This window comes from Parerythrobacter lutipelagi, assembly GCF_005434975.1.
Lineage (GTDB): Bacteria > Pseudomonadota > Alphaproteobacteria > Sphingomonadales > Sphingomonadaceae > Parerythrobacter_A > Parerythrobacter_A lutipelagi.
Window position 1 is genome coordinate 1,455,090 of sequence record NZ_SKCJ01000001.1, and the last position, 19,255, is coordinate 1,474,344.

At 60.9% G+C, this 19,255-nt stretch carries 16 protein-coding genes; 6 read left to right on the plus strand and 10 right to left on the minus strand.

The annotated features are described in order from the left end of the window. Nucleotides 1–71: 71 nt before the first annotated feature. The 3 genes from arfB to pabB are packed head-to-tail and all read right to left on the minus strand — an operon-like array spanning nucleotide 72 to nucleotide 2,954. The gene (gene arfB, locus E0502_RS07225; RefSeq protein WP_137677221.1) at nucleotides 72–485 is read right to left on the minus strand and encodes an alternative ribosome rescue aminoacyl-tRNA hydrolase ArfB; all 414 of its coding nucleotides are present in this window, start codon (nucleotides 483–485) and stop codon (nucleotides 72–74) included. Beyond that, nucleotides 478–1,131, minus strand: a complete 654-nt coding sequence (locus E0502_RS07230; protein WP_137677222.1) for an RluA family pseudouridine synthase — start codon at nucleotides 1,129–1,131, stop codon at nucleotides 478–480. Before E0502_RS07230 ends, arfB begins: the two co-directional genes overlap by 8 nt. Continuing rightward, nucleotides 1,131–2,954 (minus strand): aminodeoxychorismate synthase component I, encoded by a 1,824-nt coding sequence (gene pabB / locus E0502_RS07235; protein WP_137677223.1) that lies wholly within the window; start codon nucleotides 2,952–2,954, stop codon nucleotides 1,131–1,133. Before pabB ends, E0502_RS07230 begins: the two co-directional genes overlap by 1 nt. 101 nt (nucleotides 2,955–3,055) lie before the next feature. Between pabB and E0502_RS07240 the strand changes: the two genes are divergently transcribed. Beyond that, nucleotides 3,056–4,582 (plus strand): helicase HerA-like domain-containing protein, encoded by a 1,527-nt coding sequence (locus E0502_RS07240; RefSeq protein ID WP_137677224.1) that lies wholly within the window; start codon nucleotides 3,056–3,058, stop codon nucleotides 4,580–4,582. Here E0502_RS07240 and E0502_RS07245 read toward each other — a convergent pair. The 6 genes from E0502_RS07245 to E0502_RS07270 all read right to left on the minus strand — a co-directional run bounded on the left by E0502_RS07245 (nucleotide 4,579) and on the right by E0502_RS07270 (nucleotide 11,223). Next, nucleotides 4,579–6,000 carry an ATP-binding protein gene (locus E0502_RS07245; protein WP_137677225.1) on the minus strand — a complete coding sequence of 474 codons (1,422 nt, stop codon included), beginning with the start codon at nucleotides 5,998–6,000 and terminating at the stop codon, nucleotides 4,579–4,581. The two genes, E0502_RS07240 and E0502_RS07245, sit on opposite strands and share 4 nt — an antisense overlap. Before the next feature lies 1 nt (nucleotide 6,001). Beyond that, the gene (locus tag E0502_RS07250; RefSeq protein ID WP_137677226.1) at nucleotides 6,002–6,736 is read right to left on the minus strand and encodes a response regulator; all 735 of its coding nucleotides are present in this window, start codon (nucleotides 6,734–6,736) and stop codon (nucleotides 6,002–6,004) included. Between the two features lie 51 nt (nucleotides 6,737–6,787). Beyond that, nucleotides 6,788–7,483, minus strand: a complete 696-nt coding sequence (locus E0502_RS07255) for a CREC-EF hand family protein (RefSeq protein WP_137677227.1) — start codon at nucleotides 7,481–7,483, stop codon at nucleotides 6,788–6,790. A gap of 204 nt (nucleotides 7,484–7,687) precedes the next feature. After that, nucleotides 7,688–8,086: a VOC family protein gene (locus tag E0502_RS07260; RefSeq protein ID WP_137677228.1), complete on the minus strand. Its 399-nt coding sequence runs from the start codon at nucleotides 8,084–8,086 to the stop codon at nucleotides 7,688–7,690. Between the two features lie 69 nt (nucleotides 8,087–8,155). Further along, nucleotides 8,156–9,973 (minus strand): aminopeptidase P family protein, encoded by a 1,818-nt coding sequence (locus E0502_RS07265; RefSeq protein ID WP_137677229.1) that lies wholly within the window; start codon nucleotides 9,971–9,973, stop codon nucleotides 8,156–8,158. 74 nt (nucleotides 9,974–10,047) lie between these two features. Next, nucleotides 10,048–11,223 carry a hypothetical protein gene (locus E0502_RS07270; protein WP_137677230.1) on the minus strand — a complete coding sequence of 392 codons (1,176 nt, stop codon included), beginning with the start codon at nucleotides 11,221–11,223 and terminating at the stop codon, nucleotides 10,048–10,050. Nucleotides 11,224–11,357: 134 nt separating this feature from the next. On the opposite strand from E0502_RS07270, the gene E0502_RS07275 reads away from it, so the two are divergent. From E0502_RS07275 to E0502_RS07285, 3 genes are read left to right on the plus strand one after another with little or no spacing between them, the layout of a single operon-like run. After that, nucleotides 11,358–13,526 carry a S9 family peptidase gene (locus tag E0502_RS07275; RefSeq protein WP_137677231.1) on the plus strand — a complete coding sequence of 723 codons (2,169 nt, stop codon included), beginning with the start codon at nucleotides 11,358–11,360 and terminating at the stop codon, nucleotides 13,524–13,526. After that, nucleotides 13,523–13,930: an acyl-CoA thioesterase gene (locus E0502_RS07280; RefSeq protein WP_240048900.1), complete on the plus strand. Its 408-nt coding sequence runs from the start codon at nucleotides 13,523–13,525 to the stop codon at nucleotides 13,928–13,930. The genes E0502_RS07275 and E0502_RS07280 overlap by 4 nt, the downstream gene beginning before the upstream one ends. A 3-nt stretch (nucleotides 13,931–13,933) precedes the next feature. Continuing rightward, entirely contained in the window at nucleotides 13,934–15,184 is a 1,251-nt protein-coding gene (locus E0502_RS07285; protein ID WP_137677232.1) for an NADH:flavin oxidoreductase/NADH oxidase family protein, read from the plus strand. A gap of 9 nt (nucleotides 15,185–15,193) precedes the next feature. On the opposite strand, the gene ald is transcribed toward E0502_RS07285, so the two are convergent. Continuing rightward, nucleotides 15,194–16,309: an alanine dehydrogenase gene (gene ald / locus E0502_RS07290; RefSeq protein ID WP_137677233.1), complete on the minus strand. Its 1,116-nt coding sequence runs from the start codon at nucleotides 16,307–16,309 to the stop codon at nucleotides 15,194–15,196. A gap of 195 nt (nucleotides 16,310–16,504) precedes the next feature. Here ald and E0502_RS07295 point away from each other — a divergent pair, with 195 nt between their 5' ends. Together E0502_RS07295 and E0502_RS07300 are read left to right on the plus strand one after the other, a co-directional pair. After that, nucleotides 16,505–17,890: an OprO/OprP family phosphate-selective porin gene (locus E0502_RS07295; RefSeq protein WP_137677234.1), complete on the plus strand. Its 1,386-nt coding sequence runs from the start codon at nucleotides 16,505–16,507 to the stop codon at nucleotides 17,888–17,890. A gap of 72 nt (nucleotides 17,891–17,962) precedes the next feature. Then, nucleotides 17,963–19,009, plus strand: a complete 1,047-nt coding sequence (locus E0502_RS07300) for a substrate-binding domain-containing protein (RefSeq protein ID WP_137677235.1) — start codon at nucleotides 17,963–17,965, stop codon at nucleotides 19,007–19,009. The last annotated feature ends 246 nt before the right edge of the window (nucleotides 19,010–19,255 follow it).

Sequence of the window (19,255 nt, forward strand, 5' to 3'; positions counted from 1 at the left end):
TAAGGCGGCACGCGCAGCACCGCCCTTATCGGCGCGGCCATTGGGCGATTCCCCTGAAATTGTCAAGCGACTTACCAGTCGCTGCGGCTCACTTTGCCGCGCCCGGCCTTGACCTGGCCGCGCTCTTTCTTTGCCTTCAGCCGCTTGGTCTTGCCGACTCTGTTCACGCGGACTTTCTTGCGCGCTTTGGGCGGTGTGAGTGCCGCGCGCAAGACCGATTCGAGCTTCTCGCGCGCTTCGCTGCGGTTTGCATCCTGAGTCCGGTGAGACCGGGCGGTAATGAGCAGATCGCCGCCCGTGGTAAGCTTGCTCCCCGCCAGCGTTTTCAGACGATTGAACACTGCCGGAGGCAGGCGCAGAGCGTAAATGTTCACCCGCAACTGGACTTCGGTTGCAACCTTGTTGGCATTTTGACCGCCGGGGCCGCTGCCTGCGAGGAAACTTTCCTCGGACAGCGCATGCGCCCGGTCGATGATGTCACTCATCGCTGAAGCCGAGCCGCATGAAATCCTCCGGCAGCGGCGAAACCGCAGCAATGGCAGGTTTGCCGTCGCGCCCCACATTAAGTCCCGCTGCGTGAAGCATCGCGCGCGAAACCCTCGCATCGCGTTTGCCATAAACCGGATCACCAAGCAGAGGCACACCCAGCCCCGCCAGCGCATGAATCCGGATCTGGTGCGTGCGTCCGGTTTCAGGTCTGAATTCGACCAGCGTAAGCCCGTCTCGAACCGCCAAAGTGCGCCAGTGGGTAGTCGACGGCTTGCCCTTTTTCGCAGCGATCATGCGCCAACCTTTCTCGGCACTGCTGATTTTCGAGAGCGCGAGTTCGATCGCGCCCTCGCTCTCTGCGATCTCCCCGGCGAGTACCCCGAGATAGCGCTTGCCGACGCGGCGATCCTCGAACGCGCGTCCGAAGCGTTTCAAAGCCTTGGGGTTGCGCGCAAGCAGCAGGCAACCCGAAGTGTCGGTGTCGAGGCGGTGCACCGGCATCGGCGCACGCTGGAATCCGAGTTTCAGCTCTTCCATATGATCGTCGAGGCTTTTGCCACCTTTGCGGGGCTGCTCGATTGGAAGCCCTGCAGGCTTGTCGATTACAAGTGCTTCGCCGTCTTCGAAAAGGATATCAATCATTACAGGAGCCTTGCTGGCATGAGGCCGCGTAGCGCGTTGCCGAGCAGGAAGCCGTTGGAGAGATCGTCGAGAGTGAGATCGGCTTCTTCAGCCTTGCCGGATTCGAGCAGGGAACGCCGAAGCACGCCGGGCAGCAGGCCGAGTGAAGCACGCGGCGTTAGCAGCTTGCCATCGCGCTCGATGAATATGGAGGTCCAGCTGCCTTCTGTCAGCAGGCCATCGTCGCGCACCAGAACCGCTTCCTGCGCGCCGGCATCTTCGGCCGCATTCCGGGCATCGCAATAAAAACCTCTGTCAGTGGTCTTGTGCCTCAGCCGCCAGTCGCCCGCATCGACCGGCAGAGGCAAGGCGATACAGTCGAGCTGCTGTTCGCGCATCGGAGGATAATCGGATGTGGTCAGCGAAGTTGCACCGCTGCGCGCCGCCAGCAGGCGCACCTTTGCCGCTCGCTCGAGTTCGAAACATAGCGCGTGGATCTGATTGCGGGCGGCGTGACGGTCAAACGAAAAGCCGAGTTCAGCTGCGCTCGACTTGAGCCGATCGAGATGCAATTCGAGCAGTTCTATGCCCGCGTCAGGTGTGAACCGCATGGTCTCGATCAGATCGAACTGGGCGCCGTGCAGTTCCGGCGAGCTCTTCCGTGCGAAGCTGCCCTTGAGAATGCATTCGCGCCATTCGGTTTCGACTTCACTGTCGGCGACGATGGCAGATCCCACTCCCAGCACTGCGGTGCCATGGTCATTCTCGCTCGGAGTCAACCGCAAGGTTCGGATTGCGACATTGAAGGCTGCGTCGCCATCGCCGTCAATTCGTCCGATCGCGCCGCAATACGGCCCGCGCGGGTCGCGTTCGACCTGATTGATCAGTTCCATCGCGCGAATCTTGGGTGCGCCGGTGATCGAGCCGCACGGGAAAATTGCCCGGATCAGGTCAATCGGACCTCTGCCGTCTTCCAATTCCGCGCGCACGGTGGAGACCATCTGGTGGACCGTCGGATAGGTTTCGATCGCGAACGGCGCATCGACGCTGACACTGCCTGGCTTGGACACCCGGCTGAGATCGTTGCGCATCAAGTCGACGATCATCAGGTTCTCGGCCTTGTCTTTGACCGACCCGGCCAGTTCACTCGCAAGCGCCTGGTCATGGGCTGCGTCGCCGCCGCGCGGGCGGGTGCCTTTCATCGGCTTGGCTTTGGCTTCCGATCCCCTCAGCGAGACGAAAAGCTCGGGGCTCAGGCTCAGCAGCCAGTGCGAACCATCATAGAGCAAACCGCCGTAGCCTGCCTGCGCAGCCGGTCGCAATTGACGATAGAGCGCAACCGGGTCACCGCGATAAGATCCGGCCAGCGGAAAAGTCAGATTGGCCTGATAAATCTCGCCTGCTTCGATTGCGGCCTGCATTGTCTCAAAGGCCGTGGAATAACCGCCAAACGAGAGTTGCGGTTCGAGCGGGCCGAGCGAGGCTTGGCCCGTGCCACTGGCTTCGAGCCACCGCGCCGATTCATCTTGTGGCAAGACTGTCTGATCGTCGAACAGGCCAAGCCAAACCAGGGGTCCGCTTCCTCCGGTGCGCGCATCGGCCAGATCGCGCAGCTTCGGTTCGAGCGCCAGCCCGGCTTCATACGCGATATACCCGACCAGCGGTTTGCCAGTCTCGCGCCGGGCAGCATCGGCCTGGGCAAGGATCGGCTCGACCTCGCACGCATAGCGGGCAATGAAGATCTGAGACGGGTTCTGGTACAAATGGGCATCGACCGCACCCTCTGAACGAGCATCGTCGAGCAGGACGAAAGGTTGCCGCGCCTTGGATGCTGTCTCTGCCATCGCCCCCGACATAATGGCTTTCGCCCTCAAGTCGAGTGCTTGACCGCAAGGGCCGTGCTGGCCAGTGTCCGGCGAAACACAGGTTTGGAGAACAAACGCACATGGGACAAATCTTTCTCGGGCTCGCAGCCAATGGCGAGAAGCAGTATCTCGATCTTGGCCGGGCCAACCGGCACGGACTGATTGCCGGGGCCACCGGGACCGGCAAGACAGTGACCTTGCAGGGCATGGCGGAGAGTTTCTCCGCTGCAGGCGTCCCGGTCTTCCTTGCCGATGTGAAAGGCGACCTGTCTGGCGTTTCCATGCCGGGCTCACCGACTTTCAAACATGCCGACAAGCTGGAGGGGCGGGCGAAAGACCTCGGCATGGAAGACTATGCGTATTCGGACAACCCGTCCGTCTTCTGGGACCTGTTCGGTGAACAGGGCCACCCGATCCGGACCACAGTGTCGGAGATGGGCCCGCTTCTGCTCAGCCGCTTGCTGGACCTGAACGACACGCAGGAAGGCGTGCTGCAAATTGTCTTTCGCCATGCCGACGAAAACGGGCTGCTGTTGCTCGATTTTGGAGATCTGCAGTCAGTGCTCGCTTGGGCATCGGCAAATGCAAAGGAGCTGTCCGGTGTCTATGGCAATGTCAGCAAACAGAGTGTCGGCGCTATCCAGCGGCAATTGCTGAGCTTCGAAAGCCAAGGGGCAGATCTGTTCTTCGGTGAACCGGCGCTGGAAATCGACGACTTCCTCAAATGTGACGAGCAGGGCCGCGGATACATCAACATCCTTGCTGCCGACAAGCTGATGCGCAGTCCCAAACTCTACGCCACCTTCCTGCTGTGGTTGCTGGCTGAACTTTTCGAAAGCCTGCCGGAAGTGGGCGATCCGGAAAAGCCCAAACTCGTGTTCTTTTTCGATGAAGCGCACCTGTTGTTCGATGATGCTCCGGATGCCTTGCAGGACAAGATCGAGCAGGTTGTGCGCCTGATCCGGTCTAAGGGAGTCGGGGTGTTTTTCAGCACTCAGAATCCGGTCGACATACCGGACGAGGTGGCCGGCCAGCTGGGCAGCAAAATCCAGCACGCCTTGCGAGCATTCACTCCGCGCGATCAACGCGCCATCAAGGCAGCGGCGGAGACGTTCCGGATCAACCCGGATCTCGATGTGGCGCAAGCGATCACCGAGCTGAAAGTCGGTGAAGCGCTGGTGTCCACGCTCGACGAGGACGGCGCACCGACAATCGTGCAGCGCACCTTGATCAAACCGCCGCGAAGCCGCCTTGGCCCGGTGACGGTCAAGGAACGCGCTATCATGCAGTCGATCAGTCCGGTGGATGGAAAATACGATACGGCGGTGGACCGCGAGAGTGCCGAAGAAGTGCTGGCACAGAAAACTCTGGATGCGGCCGAAACGGCCAAAGAGGTCGATGAGAAGGGCCGCGAAGAAGTATCCAGGAGAAGTCGGAAGACCCCGTCTGTCTGGGAAAAGGCCAGCAAGGGAGCTTTCAGGGCGGCAGCAGGCTCCATCGCTTCGATCGCTGTGGCGACTGCGCTGGGCAAAAAGTCTCGAGCCGATCCGATGCGCACCGGAGCGACGGCTTTCGTCCGGAACATGATCGGCGGATTGATGCGTTAAGCGTTCGGCAGGCTGATTTCTGCGCGCAAGCCGCCCTCTGCGCGGTTTGTCAGCACGAGCTCGCCGCCGTGCTGTTCGGCAATGGAGCGGGCAAGCGTCAGTCCCAATCCCGCCCCGCCAGTTGCACGATTGCGTGAAGCCTCGCCGCGCGTGAACGGTTCCAGCATGTCAGCGATCCGGTCGTCGTCAATGCCGGGGCCGGTGTCATCAATGCGCAGAATGATCTTTTTGTTGTCCTCCAGCAGACTGACCGTGGCCTCGTTGCCATAGCGCACAGCGTTGGAAATCAGATTGCGCAGCGCGCGGCGCAGCCAGGTGACATACACCGGCCGAACGATGCGCGGATGGTCGATGATGTGGACCGGCATGCCGCGATCCTCGAATTCTTCGACCACCGCAGCGGTGAGAGCAGCAAGGTCGGTAAGTTCGGGCGGCTCATTGCCTTTACCCACCCGGGCCAGCGACAGAATATCGTCCAGCGACCGGGTGATGTCCTCGATCACCGCCGCCATTTTTTCGCGTTCGCTTTCATCTTCGACGCTCTCGATGCGCACGCGAAGCGCGGCCAAGGGTGTCTTGAGGTCATGGCCGATCGCGCCAAGCATCACGTCCTTCTCGTCGATCAATCCGGAAATGCGCGCTTCCATCGCGTTGTGGGCCCGGATCAGGCGCTGGATATCTTCCGGGCCTTCCGCAGCCAACGGTTCGCCCGCCTGCTGCCTGGCGGTAAAACGCTCCGTCCGGTCGGCCAGCGCAGCAAGTGGACGGGTTATGCGGCGCAGGAAAAAGAACAGCGATGATGTGAGCAAGAGGAATATCACCAGGGTCTGGAACAGGATCGTTCGCTGGACTCCGCGCTGAACTTCCGGCTCTGGTACTCGCGCGACGGCCCATTGCGCTGCGCCTTCGCGCCGAACCGCAGCGACAAGAAAATTTCGATTGTCCAGCCCCTCTCGGCCCATCCGTGCACGAAGGCGGGGCCTGGCTGCGACGATCGGATCGGCACTTGCCTTGCGCTCTATTACGAGAATCTCGGCCACTGCCACGCCTTGCGATTGAAGCAGCGCAAGCAATTCCTCTTCGCGTCCGTACTGCGGTTGGTCACCTTCGACCTGCGCCGGTTTGTCGACCCATTCCAGCCGTATTGGCCGGGGCAGGCGTGGTGCCAAACGCGGCCGGTCGATAGTTTCGCCGCGATTGCGCCGGGCACGCTGAACTCTGCGGCGTTCAAAGCGCGTGGTTTCCTGCGGTTCAGATATGCGGACAAGCTGGAGAGCGGCGGCGTTCAGCATCGCACTGTCGCGCCGGTTTTCAGCTGCGCGGTAGAGCAGGACTGCTGTTACGCATTGCGCCAGCAGTATCGCCAGCGTTGCCGCGAGCAAGATTTGACCGCGCAGGCTTCTGGGCCACAGGCGCACGTCAGTCCTTGTCCGGCAGCGGCCGAGAGACCTTCGCAGCAAAGCGATAGCCACCCCCGCGGACGGTCACGATATACTCCGGGTTGCGGCTATCGGCTTCGATTTTGCGTCGCAGCCGGCTGATCTGGTTGTCCACCGCGCGGTCGAACAAATGTGCTTCGCGGCCTTGGACCATATTGAGCAATTGATCGCGGTCGAGGACTTGGCGTGGATGATCGAGAAATGCCCGCAAGAGCCGGAATTCCGCAGTCGAGATGGAAACCAGCACGCCTTCCGGGTCAGTCAAACGGCGCTTGAGAGGATCGAGCTGCCAGCCTTCGAACTCGTAAGGGGAATCTGCAAGCCGCGTTGATGAGGCGCGGCCTGCACGGCGCAGCACAGAACGTATGCGGGCCACAAGTTCGCGCGGCTCGAACGGCTTGGTCACATAGTCGTCTGCGCCGATTTCCAGCCCGATGATCCGGTCGGTCGCTTCACCTTTTGCCGTCAGAAGTATCACCGGAAGTTGCCGTGCTTCGACCAGATGTCGGCACAGCGAAAGCCCGTCTTCTCCCGGCATCATGACATCAAGCAGGACCAGATCGGGCACTGTTTCACGCAAGAGACTGCGCGCGGCTGCGGCACTAACGGCCTGCTGCACGTCGAACCCCTGGCGGACAAGATATTCCGCCAGGGGTTCGCGCAGACTGGCTTCGTCATCGACCAGCAAAAGGGAGGTCAGGGCAGTTTCAGTCATCGGATATCCACTGCACCTGGTCTTGGAGGCGGCAAAGATGCACGCGGCGGCTTACTCGCCGCGCCGCCCCGCGCGGCGTTCCATGCGGCGTTCCTGACGTGCCTCGCGTGCGGCACTGCGTTCTTCTGCAGATACCTGGCCGTCGCCGTTGCTGTCCATCGCTGCGAAGCGCTTGTCGATCGCAGCGGCGAACTCTGCCCGGGAGACCGATTTGTCTCCATCGGTGTCGGCCATGCGGAGCATCGCCATGCCGCCCCGCCCGCCATGCATTCTGTGGTCGCCGCCGCGCCGGCCTTCGGCACCCTCACCACGCTTGCCGCGGCGTTCATGCTTCATTTCGCGCCCGGCATCGAGTTCGGCCTGAGACAGGCCGCCGGACTTGTCGGTGTCGAGCCGATCGAAGCGCTCAGCGCCGCGCTTGGCGCGTCGTTCCTGCATATGCTGGGCGCGCGCCTCGCGCGCAGCCTGCATTTCAGTCAGAGTGACTTCGCCATTGCCATCGGCATCCATTTTGGCAAACCGCTCTGTCTGTCTCGCGCTGCGGTCTTCGGCATTGATCGTGCCATCGCCATTGGCGTCCATCCGTTCGAACATCTGCGCGGCGTGCGCTTGGTGTTCGGCGCTGGTTATCACGCCATTCTGGTCCGCATCGGGACCACGCTTTGCGCCATGATGGTCGGCATAGGCTACGCTTGCGCCTGCCAGGGCGAGTGCTGCGGCCGAAAGGGTGAGGGTCAGTTTTTTCATCTCGGATTCTCCAATCGAAGTAACGATTGAGCTGCGACGGTTCCTCTAGGGAGAGGGGGACTGGTTCGGGACCGCCACAGCTCGTGATATCGTTCTAGCCGCGCAATGTCGCAGCTTTATGCCGTTTGGAGTGAGATTTGTCGCTCTTTGTATCAAACAGGCTGGGTTGTTCATCGCGGTGAAAAGCAAATCACCCCGCCAGTTCTAGCTGCCGTCATTGACCATGCAGAACGCATTGAGCTTGTTGCCGTCGGGATCGCGGAAATAGCCGGCATAAAAAGTGTTGCCGTTCTCATCCGGTTCACCGCGAGGGCCCGGTTCACCTTCGTCGCTGCCGCCATTTGCCAAGGCGATATCGTAAAGGCGTTTAACCTGGTCAGTGCCCTGCGCCTGAATGGCGACCATAGTGCCATTGCCGACAGTCGCTTCCTTGCCGTCGAACGGTTTGGTCGCGGCGATGCCGGCTCCGCCATCCCACGCGCCCCACGCGATGAATGTGTCGAACTCCATCATCCGGCCGACGCCCATTTCCTTGGCAATCGCGTCGTAGAATACGGCCGCGCGCTCCAGGTCGTTGGTTCCCAGCGTAGTGTATCCGATCATGCAAATTCTCCCTGATGCGACTCGCGACCAGGTGGAACATTAGTGGAACAACGCCAGTGCCACAAGCCACTACAGTGGCGTGCAGGCTTCCTCGACCCAGGCAAGAACGTCGCCATCGAGCTGCGGAACGAGGATTTCGCGAACCCGCGCGTGATAGCTGTTCCACCAGCCGATTTCCTCATCGGTCATCAGACTGCGGTCAACCAGCAAGCGATCGATCGGGACGAATGTCAGAGTTTCGAAGCCGAGATAGTCGCCTTCCGCCCCGTCGATATCCTGCGGCACAGTCAAGACCAGGTTCTCGATCCTGATCCCGAAGTCGCCTGCCTTGTAATAGCCCGGCTCGTTGGACAGGATCATCCCTGCGCGCAGCGGCTCGCCCGTGCCGGGCTGAGGTCCGGTCGCCTTCGCGATGCGTTGCGGCCCTTCGTGCACCCCGAGATAGCTGCCCACTCCGTGTCCGGTCCCGTGCGCGTAGTCCACACCTGCCTGCCACAGGAACTGTCGTGCAAGGGCATCAAGCTGGCCGCCGCTGGTGCCAGCGGGAAAGCGCGCCATGGCCAGCGCGATGTGCCCCTTGAGTACCCGTGTGAACCGGTCCTTGTGCTCCTGCGTCGGTGCGGCACTTCCCTCCGCATTGCCAATCCACACGGTGCGGGTGATATCAGTCGTGCCATCACGGTATTGCCCGCCGGAATCACACAGGAAAACGCTGCCCGGTTCGATCGGCAGGTTCGAATCCTCGTCCACACGGTAATGCGGTATCGCGGCATGCGGACCGGCGGCAGAGATCGTATCGAAGCTCTGGTCGCGCAACAGGCCGGTTTCCTCGCGGAACCCGCGCAACGCGGCCACTGCGGAAAGCTCGGTCTCGCCGCCCTTGGGCGCTTCGACCGAGATCCAGTGCAGGAATTTTGCCAGTGCAGCCCCGTCACGCGCTTGCGCATCACGGTGTCCTTGCTGCTCGGCGCGGTTCTTGACCGCCTTGGGCACGATGACCGGGTCGCGTTCTGCCACCGGCGTTGCCCCGGCGTCTTCCAGCAATTGATAAATGGCGGCGACGCCGAATTCCGGGTCCACTGCAACCGTCTTGCCCTTCATGGCCCCCAGCGCTGGCTCGAAATCGGCACGATCGCGGATCGTCACCGCATTGCCGAGATGTTTCTCGAGTTCGGGAGTGACCTTGTCGGGCGCAATGAACAGTTCGGCAGTGCCGTCGTCATGTGCGACGACATAGGACAAGGCGACCGGCGTGCGTTCGACATCGGTGCCGCGGATGTTGAGCAGCCAGGCAATCGAATCGAGTGCCGAAATTACCGTTGCGTCATAGCCTTCAGCCTTGAGCCAATCGGCGACTTCGCCGCGCTTCTCCGCGCTCGACCGGCCAGCGAATTGGTCGCCATGCACTTCGGCCACGGCTGTCGAGGGCTCTGGCCGGTCGTCCCACACAGCGTCGACGGGGTTATCCGTGACGGGGACCAATGCGATCTTCTGCTTGGCCACCGCCTTGCTGGTCGCCGAAACCCAGCCACGTGTGTGCAGCCAGGCATCGTACCCGATCCTTGCACCTTCGCCTGCGTGGACTTTGAGCCAGTCGCCCATGCTTTCGCCAGGGATAATGCAATAGTCGTAGAACTGCCCGTCGACCTGGTCGCGGACCTGAATGGTGTAGCGTCCGTCGACGAACATCGCGGCATGGTCGCGCAGGACGATCGCGGCCCCGGCGGACCCACCGAAACCGGTCAGCCAGGCCAGCCGCTGGGCATAGCTTCCGATATATTCGGACATATGCTCGTCGCTGATCGGGATGACGAACCCGTCGAGGTCCTGTCGCTTCAGTTCCTCGCGCAGGGCAGCGAGACGGGCTTCGTGGGTTTGCATCAGCATGGCGTCAATTCCGGTCAGTGTGAATCTTTCAAGACCGAACATAGGGGATCGGGTGTCGATCTGCCACCCGCGCGCTATTCGCCCGTCGGGTCCGCCTTCCACAATAGCGCGGCGTAGGGTGATATCCGGCCGAAAATATCTTCCATCGGTATCAAGCTGGCAAGCTGCCGCGCAATTCGGCAGGTCGCGTAGTCGGCTGAGTCGCTCCCGGTCGAAGTGACAATGCGGCAATGTCGTACGCGGCCACTGGAATCGGGCGTCAGATTTATGCGCAGGGGGCTGGCCTCGCGGCCTTCGGGAAAGATACCCGCTTCGGTCAGGGAGACTATGAAGCGGTGCTCGACCTCGTCGGCCATTCGCGTGGATTTTTCATGCTCCGGATCGGGAGCATAGGCGGTCAGCTTTTCCCCTTGCCGCGAAATGTAAAGCGGAACACCGCGATGGTTCTGTGCCGAGGCATCGGCCCATACGGGTCCAAGAACGGTTGTGGCGAAACTGCATGCGCCATTGTCCTGTGCCGCGATACCGGACCTTTCGATGACCCGGCAGGCCGGATTGCCGCCCTTCTGTGAGACGATGATGGCGGTATACGCACGATCCGCTTCCGATACGCCGGCCGGCAGACCGACTTGGGGCACAATGCGCCATGCGGGATCGGCATAGAAAGCGCGCATCCAGAACGGCGATGGGGGGAAGGAAAACAGCTGATCGACCCGGGGCGCCAGCATCGGTACAGGCGCCGGGTCACGCTCGCCAGTGAGCAGGGGAGCGTGTGCCTGATCTTTATCCGCCGGGTACCGGCGAGGCATGATCGTGACGCGATATGTTCCCTCGATCCGATTGCCGTTGTCATCCAGCGCAGGGATGAAACGCTGCCTAATGATGTCGCCGCAGATGGCGGCTTCATCGACCGGGAGTTTGCTGTCTTTACCCAACGTGCAACCGGAGACTGCACCGCCGGCATCGATATCCAGCGTCAGTTGAGAGTATCCCAGATGTCCGGGATTAGCGAGATGCGCGCGTACCAGCCGAGAAGAAACCTCGAACCATTCGAACGGTTCATTCACCGGACGTGCCAACCGCATCGCGGCGTCATCACGGTTGGAATTCGTGCCATACCCGTTAATCAGGATTGCGATGCTGACGGGCTTTCCATCGAGGACAGCCCTTGGCGCGTGGGGGGTGCCATCCTCGGCAGCAAGGGCACTTGATTGCGCGAGCGCGAGCGCAAGAATTGCCGTGCGTAACATCTGCATGGGCGACCTCCACTGGCGCTGACTGTAAAACTGTCTCGTCCAGCTGCCAAGCATGCTCTTGCGCCGCCGACGATGCCCACCTAGCAACCGCTCGACCACCCGCTCTTCCCATCCAAGAGAAACCGCGCATGAAACCACACCAGATCAGCATCCTTGCAATGGCTGCCGGCCTGCTCTGGCTGCCAAATTCGGCGTCGGCACAGAGCGCAGACAAGGAAACTCAAAGCGTGACCGCACCTGTACCAACCGCACCGCCTGTCGCGGAAAAGCGCGAGCACAACTATACGCATCACGGGATCACAATTTCCGATCCGTATCACTGGTTGAAGGATCAGTCCTATCCGGTGGTCGATGACGAGGATGTGCTCGACTATGTGAAGGCAGAGAATGCGTGGTTCGAAGCCCGCATGGCACCGCAGAAAGAGCTGGTCGACACAATCTACGACGAACTCAGGGGCCGAGTGAAGGAAGACGATTCCTCCGTACCGCAAAAGGATGGTGACTGGGTCTACTGGACAAAGTTCGACGAAGGTCAGGAATACCGCAAGTGGTACCGGAAGCCAGCAAATGGCGGCGACGAAACGCTGATCCTTGACGAGAACGCGCTGGCCGAGGGCAAGGATTATTTCCGCCTCGGAGCGTTTTCGGTGTCTGAGAACGGGCGCTATCTGGCCTATTCAAGCGATGACAGCGGGGCAGAACGCTACACCGGGCGGATCAAGGATCTCGAGACCGGCGATTTGCTCGACGACGTGATCCTCGAAACACGCACCGGGCTGGTCTGGGCTGCGAACGACAGCGTGATCGTTTATGGCCGGGCGAACGAGAACTGGCGGGTCGACAACGTCCGCGTCCACACCATCGGCACGGACGCCTCCGAGGATGTCGAGATATACAGCGAAGAAGACATCGGGTTCAGCGTCGGAAGCGGACTTTCAGCGCAGGAAGACTGGCTGATCATATCCGCTGGCGACAATGAGACCAGCGAAGTCAGGCTGGTCCGGGCAGATGATCCGACCGGCGAACAGATCCTTGTTCGCGCGCGCGAAAAAGGTGTCGAGTATGATGTCGATATCCGTGATGGCGTGCTGTTCGTTCACACCAATGACGAACATATCAATTTCCGCCTGGCGACAGCAAAGCTGGAGACCCCCGGAGAATGGCAAACCCTGATCAAAGGATCGAATGATTTCTATCTGACCGATTTCGAGCTCTACAAGGATTTCTATGTCACTGAAGGGCGGCTGAGCGGCCTCGACCAGGTCCAGATACGCTCCTACGCAGACCCTTCGCTGGTAACTCCGATCACGTTCCCCGAAGCGAGTTATTCGGCAGGCCTGTCGAACAATCCCGAGTATGATGTCGACAAGCTGCGGCTCGACTACGAGAGCATGGTCACGCCGGATTCGGTCTATGATTATCATCTTGCGGACGGCCGGCTTGAATTGCTCAAGCAACAGGAAATCCCGAGCGGTTATGATGCGTCGCTATACACGACCGAGCGTCTGACCATCGAAGCGCGCGACGGCACAATGGTGCCGGTCAGCGTTGTCTACCGCAAAGATCGGTCAGAAGGCCCCGGCCCGCTGCATCTCTATGCCTACGGCGCTTACGGCTATGCTGTTCCGCCCGGCTTCTCTTCCTCGCGGCTGAGCCTGCTGGACCGGGGCATGGCCTTTGCCATCGCGCATATTCGCGGCGGCGATGACCTTGGGCGGCGCTGGTACTTGCAGGGCAAGCTCAACGAGCGCACGAACACTTTCAATGATTTCGTCGATGTCGCGCAGGGCCTGATCGACAAAGGCTACACCGAGAAGGGCAAACTGTCCGCCAGTGGCGGTTCTGCGGGCGGCGAATTGATGGGCGTGATCGTAAACACCGATCCGGACCTGTGGGGCGCGGTGGTTGCGCATGTGCCGTTCGTCGACGTGCTCAGCACCATGCTCGATGACAGCCTGCCGCTGACGCCCGGCGAATGGCCGGAATGGGGCAATCCGATCGAGAGCAAGCAGGCCTTCGCCTACATCCTCAGCTACTCGCCCTACGACCAGGTGATGGCGCAGGACTATCCGCCGATTCTGGTCACTGCGGGTCTCAACGATCCGCGTGTGACCTATTGGGAGCCCGCCAAATGGGTCGCCCGGTTGCGTGACGTGAAAACCGACCAGAACGAACTGCTGCTCAAGACGAACATGGGAGCGGGCCACGGCGGAAAGTCGGGGCGCTTTGCGTCGCTCTACGAGACAGCCGAGGAATACGCGTTCATCCTGTGGCAGCTGGGGCTTGCCGGGAAGTGAGCGAACCCTATCGCAGAACCTTTACCGCTTCGCCCGAGCAGATCGACGAGATGGGCCATGTCAACAACGCCGTCTGGGTGCAATGGGTGCAGGACATGGCGACCGCGCATTGGGATGCGGTTGCCCGGCCCGAAGATGCGCGTGACTACGTCTGGCTCGTGGTCCGACACGAGATCGACTATCGCGGCAATATTTCCGAGGGCGAAAGTGTGACCGGGGAGACATGGATTCCCGGCGAGCCCAAGGGCGCCACATCGGCGCGGCGGGTCGATTTCCGCAATCGCGAGGGCAAGGTCATCGTCTCGGCACTGACTACATGGGCCATGCTCGACCGCGAGACGCAGCGGCTCGTACGCGTCCGACCCGCTGTGATTGCTCCCTTCCGGATTGAACAGGAAAACTGATTTATGGCGCATTCGCCGCTCTTTGAACCGCTCAAGCTGCCTAACGGCAGCTCGCTTCCCAACCGGCTGTGCAAGGCGGCGATGGAGGAAAACCTCGCTGAACAGCCGGGGCAGTATCCTGGCGAGAAGCTGTTCGCGCTGTATGATCGATGGGCAAGAGGCGGGGTCGGAATGATCCTGTCGGGCAATGTCATGGTCGACCCTTCGGCGCTGACCGGTCCGGGCGCTGTGGTGCTGCAAAAGGGAACCGACCTCGCTCCGTTCCGCAAATGGGCCGATATCGGCAAATCGGGCGGCGGGCAGTTCTGGTTGCAGATCAGCCATCCCGGGCGGCAGATGTACAAATCGCTCGGCGAAACCGCGGTCTCGCCGAGCAACGTCGCGCTCGACCTGGGCAAATTCTCCGATCTGTTCGCTCCGGTTCGCGCTGTGACAGTCCCTGAGATCGAGGCAATCATAACCCGGTTCGCCGACACCGCTGAGGCGGCACAGGATGCGGGGTTCGACGGTGTGCAGATTCACGGTGCGCACGGTTACCTTGTCAGTCAGTTCCTCTCGCCGCTGACCAACCGGCGCGACGATGAATGGGGCAGGAGCCTGGAGAATCGTGCGCGGTTCCTCACCCGGATCGTCGAAGCGGTGCGGAGCCGGGTGAAACTGTCTTTCGGCGTCGGGCTCAAACTCAACTCCGCCGACTTCCAGCGCGGCGGCTTCGCATTCGAAGATGCACGGCAGGTCGTCGAATGGCTCAACGGTCATGGGCTCGATTTCGTCGAGCTGTCAGGTGGCAGCTACGAAAGTCCGGCGATGCAGGGCAATCCGCAGGAAGGCTCGACCGGTGCGCGCGAGGCCTATTTCATCACCTTCGCGCGCGACATTGCCAAAGTCGCCGACATGCCGATCATGGTCACTGGCGGCATTACCAAGCTCGCATCGGCAGAAGCCGCGCTGGAGCATGACGAGGCCGGGTTCGGGGTCGAACTGCTGGGCATTGCGCGGGCGATGGCGAGCGATCCGGACCTGCCCAGACACTGGCGGGATGGAATGCATGCCGATGCCGTATTGCCGCAAGTCGGCTGGAAGAATGCATCGCTCAAAGGCCTCGCAACCATGGCGTTGACCAAGGCGCAGATCGAGCGAATGGCGCAAGGCAAAGCGCCGGGCATGGGCGGCTGGCCGGTCAAAGCGCTGATAGCCGATCAGGTGCGCGCAGCGAAACGGGCCAAGCGCTATCGTGCGTGGCGATCAGCCTAGCGCTTGCAATTATGCCAGAAAGTCGGCGGTCGAGCGGTATTCATAGCCCAGCTCGTCAGCAACGGCCTTGTAAGTCACCTTGCCTGCGTGAACATTGAGCCCTTCGGCTAGGTGCTCGTTCTCGCGCATGGCGTCTTTCCAGCCCAGCTTGGCGATGCGCATCGCGTGCGGCAGAGTCACATTGTTCAGCGCATAGGTGCTGGTCCGGGCGACCGCACCGGGCATATTGGCAACGCAGTAATGGACAATGCCGTCGATCGTATAAGTCGGGTCGGCGTGGGTGGTGGCCTTCGACGTTTCAAAACAGCCACCTTGATCGATCGCAACATCCACCAGAACCGCGCCGGGCTTCATTTCGCTGAGAAACTCGCGTGACACGAGCTTCGGGGCCGATGCCCCCGGGATCAGGACCGCCCCGATAACCAGATCGGCCTGCCGCAGCGAATCTTCCAGATTTGTCTTATTGGAATAGCGCGTGCTGGCGCGGGCTTCGAAGAAGGTGCCGACCTTTTCGAGGACTTCCGGATCGCGGTCGAGAATTTCGACATCGCCGCCCAGACCAACCGCCATCTGCGCAGCGTTGAAACCGACGACACCACCACCGATAACCACGACCTTGCCCGGCAGAACGCCCGGCACGCCGCCAATCAACACGCCGCGGCCGCCGTGTTCCTTCTGCAGCGCTGCAGCGCCTGCCTGGATGCTCATGCGCCCGGCCACCTGACTCATCGGCTTCAGCAGCGGCAGGCTGCCGCCCCGGCCAGTGACGGTCTCGTAAGCAATCGCAGTCACGCCGGACTTGACCAGATCTTCTGTCTGCTCGGGATCGGGTGCGAGGTGGAGATAGGTATAAAGAATCTGGTCCGAGCGCAGCTTGGCGCGCTCTACCGCCTGCGGTTCCTTGACCTTCACAACCATTTCGCACTCAGCAAAGATCGGGTCGGGACCATCGACGATCTTCGCACCGGCGGCGACATATTCTTCGTCGGTTGCGCCAATGCCCAGACCGGCGCCGCTCTGGATCCACACTTCGTTGCCGCGCGATACCAGTTCGCGCGCACTTTCAGGCGTAAGGCCAACGCGGTATTCGTGGTTCTTGATCTCTTTCGGGCAGCCGATACGCATTGGTCGAGTCTCCTGGGGCGCTGGCAAGGCCGTTACAACTGAAACTATCTTGCCGCAAGCCAACTGCTTCGGCCGGAGCAAGTGAACGCGGGGGATTGTGCAAAACTTCTGCGGCGCTTTGTCACCGGCCTGTCACAAAACATCAATAGCGGCGCCATCTGACAGTCAATCAATCGTCGGAAACGGGTAATAGAAATGAAAACTTCGCTTAAAGCATCGGTCCTCGCGGTCGCAGTCGCCAGCGGATGGGCCATGCCCGCCAGCGCTCAGTCGGCCGTCGATCCATCCGTGCTGGAAGAGCTTAACGCGATGCGTGCGGAAATGACCCGCATGGCTGCGCGCATCGACACGCTGGAAATCGAACTCGAACAGGCAGAGGCCAAAGCGGATAGCGCCAGCCAGTCCGCTGCGTCGGCGGTCGAAGCCGCCAGCGCCGCCAGCCAACAGGCAGCTGAGAACAATGGGCCGGCGATTGCATTCAAGGGCGCGCCTGAAATCAAGGGCGAAGGCGGCTGGAGCTTCAAGCCGCGCGGGCGCCTGCAGTATGATGCCGGATTTACTTCCGCCCCTTCGTCGACCGGACGGTCGGACGGTTTCGGCAACGAAGCGCGCCGCGCGCGGCTGGGCGTGTCGGGCGATATGCCGGGCGGTTTCGGCTATAAATTCGAAGTCGATTTCGCGGGCAATGAAGTCACTGTGACCGACGCCATCATCTCGTACGAGGCCGGTGATACCGAACTGTCGGTCGGACAGATGAACAATTTCCAGTCGCTCGAAGAGCTGACCAGCAGCTTGCACACAACCTTCATCGAACGCGCCGCGTTCACCGACGCGTTCGGTTTCGAACGCCGCGTGGGCGCAGCGGCCCAGTTCAGCAGCGACAATTTGCTGGTCCAGGCCGGTGTGTTCACGGACAATATCGATGACCTTTCGAACAAGAACTGGGGCGCTGATGCGCGGGTCGTGATCAATCCGCAATTGGGCGACAGCACGCTGCACCTTGGCGCTTCGGCCCACTATGCCGACCTCGAGAACGGTTCGAGTGTGCGCTATCGCCAGCGTCCGCTGGTGCATTTTACCAGCGAGCGTTTCATCAACACCGGCAATCTGGGTGCGGACAGCGAGTTCGGCCTCGGGGTCGAGGGCGCAGTAATCTCCGGCCCGTTCCATGCCGCTGCCGAAGGCTTCTGGCAGTCGGTCAACATGCCCGGCGCGATGGATGATCCGACCTTCTTCGGCGGTTATGCCGAAGTCGGCTACTTCCTGACGGCGGGCGATACGCGCGGCTATAAAGGCGGGAAATTCGATCGCGTTAAGCCGAACAGCCCGGTCGGCGAGGGCGGCATGGGTTCGGTTCAGGTCAATCTTCGCTACGACTATCTCGACCTGAACGATGCCAACATCATCGGCGGCAAGCAGAACGGTTACCTGCTGTCGCTGGCATGGAAGCCGACCGATTACACTCTGTTGCTCGCCAATTACGGCAAGCTCGAATACGACGATGCCGTTTTCGCCGCCGCTCTCGGAGATACGTCCTACAGCGTCGACAGCTTCGGCATCCGTGCGCAGATCGACTTCTGACCTGCCTGTCATTTGTATGTCACATTCGCCCCATATGCGGCGACCAATCCAATTTTTCAGGAACCATTTGAAATGAAACTGACCAAGACAATCGCTTTTGCCGCCATCTCTTCGATTGCGCTCGCTGCGTGCGGCGGTGCCGGGGGTGGCAGCAGCGCCAATGAATCGATCCAGGTTGTCGGCTCTTCGACGGTTCTGCCCTTTGCCAAGAAAGTGGCGGAAGATTTCGCTCTGTCTAACCCCGACTTCCCTGCGCCGGTCATCGAATCGACCGGCACCGGCGCCGGTATGAACCTGTTTTGCCAGGGCGTAGGCCCGAACACGGCGGACATGACCAACGCCTCGCGCCGCATGAAGAAGAGCGAGTTCGACACCTGCCAGGCAAATGGCGTGACGGAAATCGTCGAACTCCAGGTCGGTCTCGACGGGATTGCCTTTGCTTCGAAGCAAGGCGGCATCACCATGAACCTGACCCCTGAGATCGTCTACAAGGCGCTGGCTGCCAAGCCTTATGGCAAGGAACAGACCGCAGTGACGTGGGCCGATGTCGATCCTTCGCTCCCGGCACAGAAAATCCTTGTCTACGGCCCGCCGTCGACCTCGGGAACGCGCGATGCGCTCAAGGAACTGATCCTTGAACCGGGCTGCAAAACCGACCCGGCAATGGCCGCGCTCAAGGAAAGCGATGAAGATCAGTACGACCAGGTGTGTACGGAAGTCCGTTCGGACGGTTCCTATGTCGAGCCGGGCGAGAACGACAATCTGATCGTCTCCAAACTGGATAGCAACGGCAACGCTGTCGGCGTGTTCGGCTACAGCTATCTGGAAGAAAACCTCGACAAGGTGCAGGGCCTTGCGATGAACGGCGTCGATCCGACTTACGAGAACATCTCGACCTTCAAATATCCGGGGGCTCGTCCTCTGTTCGTCTATCTGAAGAAGCAGCACCTCGATGCAATCCCGGGCCTCAAGGAATTCGTCGCCCATTGGGCCAAAAGCTGGAAGGCCGGTGGTCCGCTCGCCAAGATCGGACTGGTTGCCAACCCTGACGAGACGATGGCGGCGATGGACAAGGCTGCTGTCGAATACCCGGCGCTGGACGGCAATAGCCTGAAGTAAAAGACCCACCCCAAGCCGCACGGTCGTTGCGTCCGGCGCAAGTTGATCAAATACATACGGGCGGCGGATTTTGCGATCCATAGGGCGCCAAAAAGCAAAAAGCCCCGCTGCATGGCGGGGCTTTTTCGTATGCGCGAGGGATGTTCGATCGGGCGGAATTGCGCTCGTGTGGCACGAATACCGGCGTGTAGGAAACCTAAAAATTGCGCACTCTCAGTGCGGCTTGCTCGAGCTGATCGAGTGTTT

What these genes read in the sequence shown, in the direction of transcription:
- arfB (WP_137677221.1), bottom strand. Translation starts at nt 485, where the DNA reads ATGAGTGACATCATCGACCGGGCGCATGCGCTGTCCGAGGAAAGTTTC.
- E0502_RS07230 (WP_137677222.1), bottom strand. Translation starts at nt 1,131, where the DNA reads ATGATTGATATCCTTTTCGAAGACGGCGAAGCACTTGTAATCGACAAG.
- pabB (WP_137677223.1), bottom strand. Translation starts at nt 2,954, where the DNA reads ATGGCAGAGACAGCATCCAAGGCGCGGCAACCTTTCGTCCTGCTCGAC.
- E0502_RS07240 (WP_137677224.1), top strand. Translation starts at nt 3,056, where the DNA reads ATGGGACAAATCTTTCTCGGGCTCGCAGCCAATGGCGAGAAGCAGTAT.
- E0502_RS07250 (WP_137677226.1), bottom strand. Translation starts at nt 6,736, where the DNA reads ATGACTGAAACTGCCCTGACCTCCCTTTTGCTGGTCGATGACGAAGCC.
- E0502_RS07255 (WP_137677227.1), bottom strand. Translation starts at nt 7,483, where the DNA reads ATGAAAAAACTGACCCTCACCCTTTCGGCCGCAGCACTCGCCCTGGCA.
- E0502_RS07260 (WP_137677228.1), bottom strand. Translation starts at nt 8,086, where the DNA reads ATGATCGGATACACTACGCTGGGAACCAACGACCTGGAGCGCGCGGCC.
- E0502_RS07265 (WP_137677229.1), bottom strand. Translation starts at nt 9,973, where the DNA reads ATGCTGATGCAAACCCACGAAGCCCGTCTCGCTGCCCTGCGCGAGGAA.
- E0502_RS07270 (WP_137677230.1), bottom strand. Translation starts at nt 11,223, where the DNA reads ATGTTACGCACGGCAATTCTTGCGCTCGCGCTCGCGCAATCAAGTGCC.
- E0502_RS07275 (WP_137677231.1), top strand. Translation starts at nt 11,358, where the DNA reads ATGAAACCACACCAGATCAGCATCCTTGCAATGGCTGCCGGCCTGCTC.
- E0502_RS07285 (WP_137677232.1), top strand. Translation starts at nt 13,934, where the DNA reads ATGGCGCATTCGCCGCTCTTTGAACCGCTCAAGCTGCCTAACGGCAGC.
- ald (WP_137677233.1), bottom strand. Translation starts at nt 16,309, where the DNA reads ATGCGTATCGGCTGCCCGAAAGAGATCAAGAACCACGAATACCGCGTT.
- E0502_RS07295 (WP_137677234.1), top strand. Translation starts at nt 16,505, where the DNA reads ATGAAAACTTCGCTTAAAGCATCGGTCCTCGCGGTCGCAGTCGCCAGC.
- E0502_RS07300 (WP_137677235.1), top strand. Translation starts at nt 17,963, where the DNA reads ATGAAACTGACCAAGACAATCGCTTTTGCCGCCATCTCTTCGATTGCG.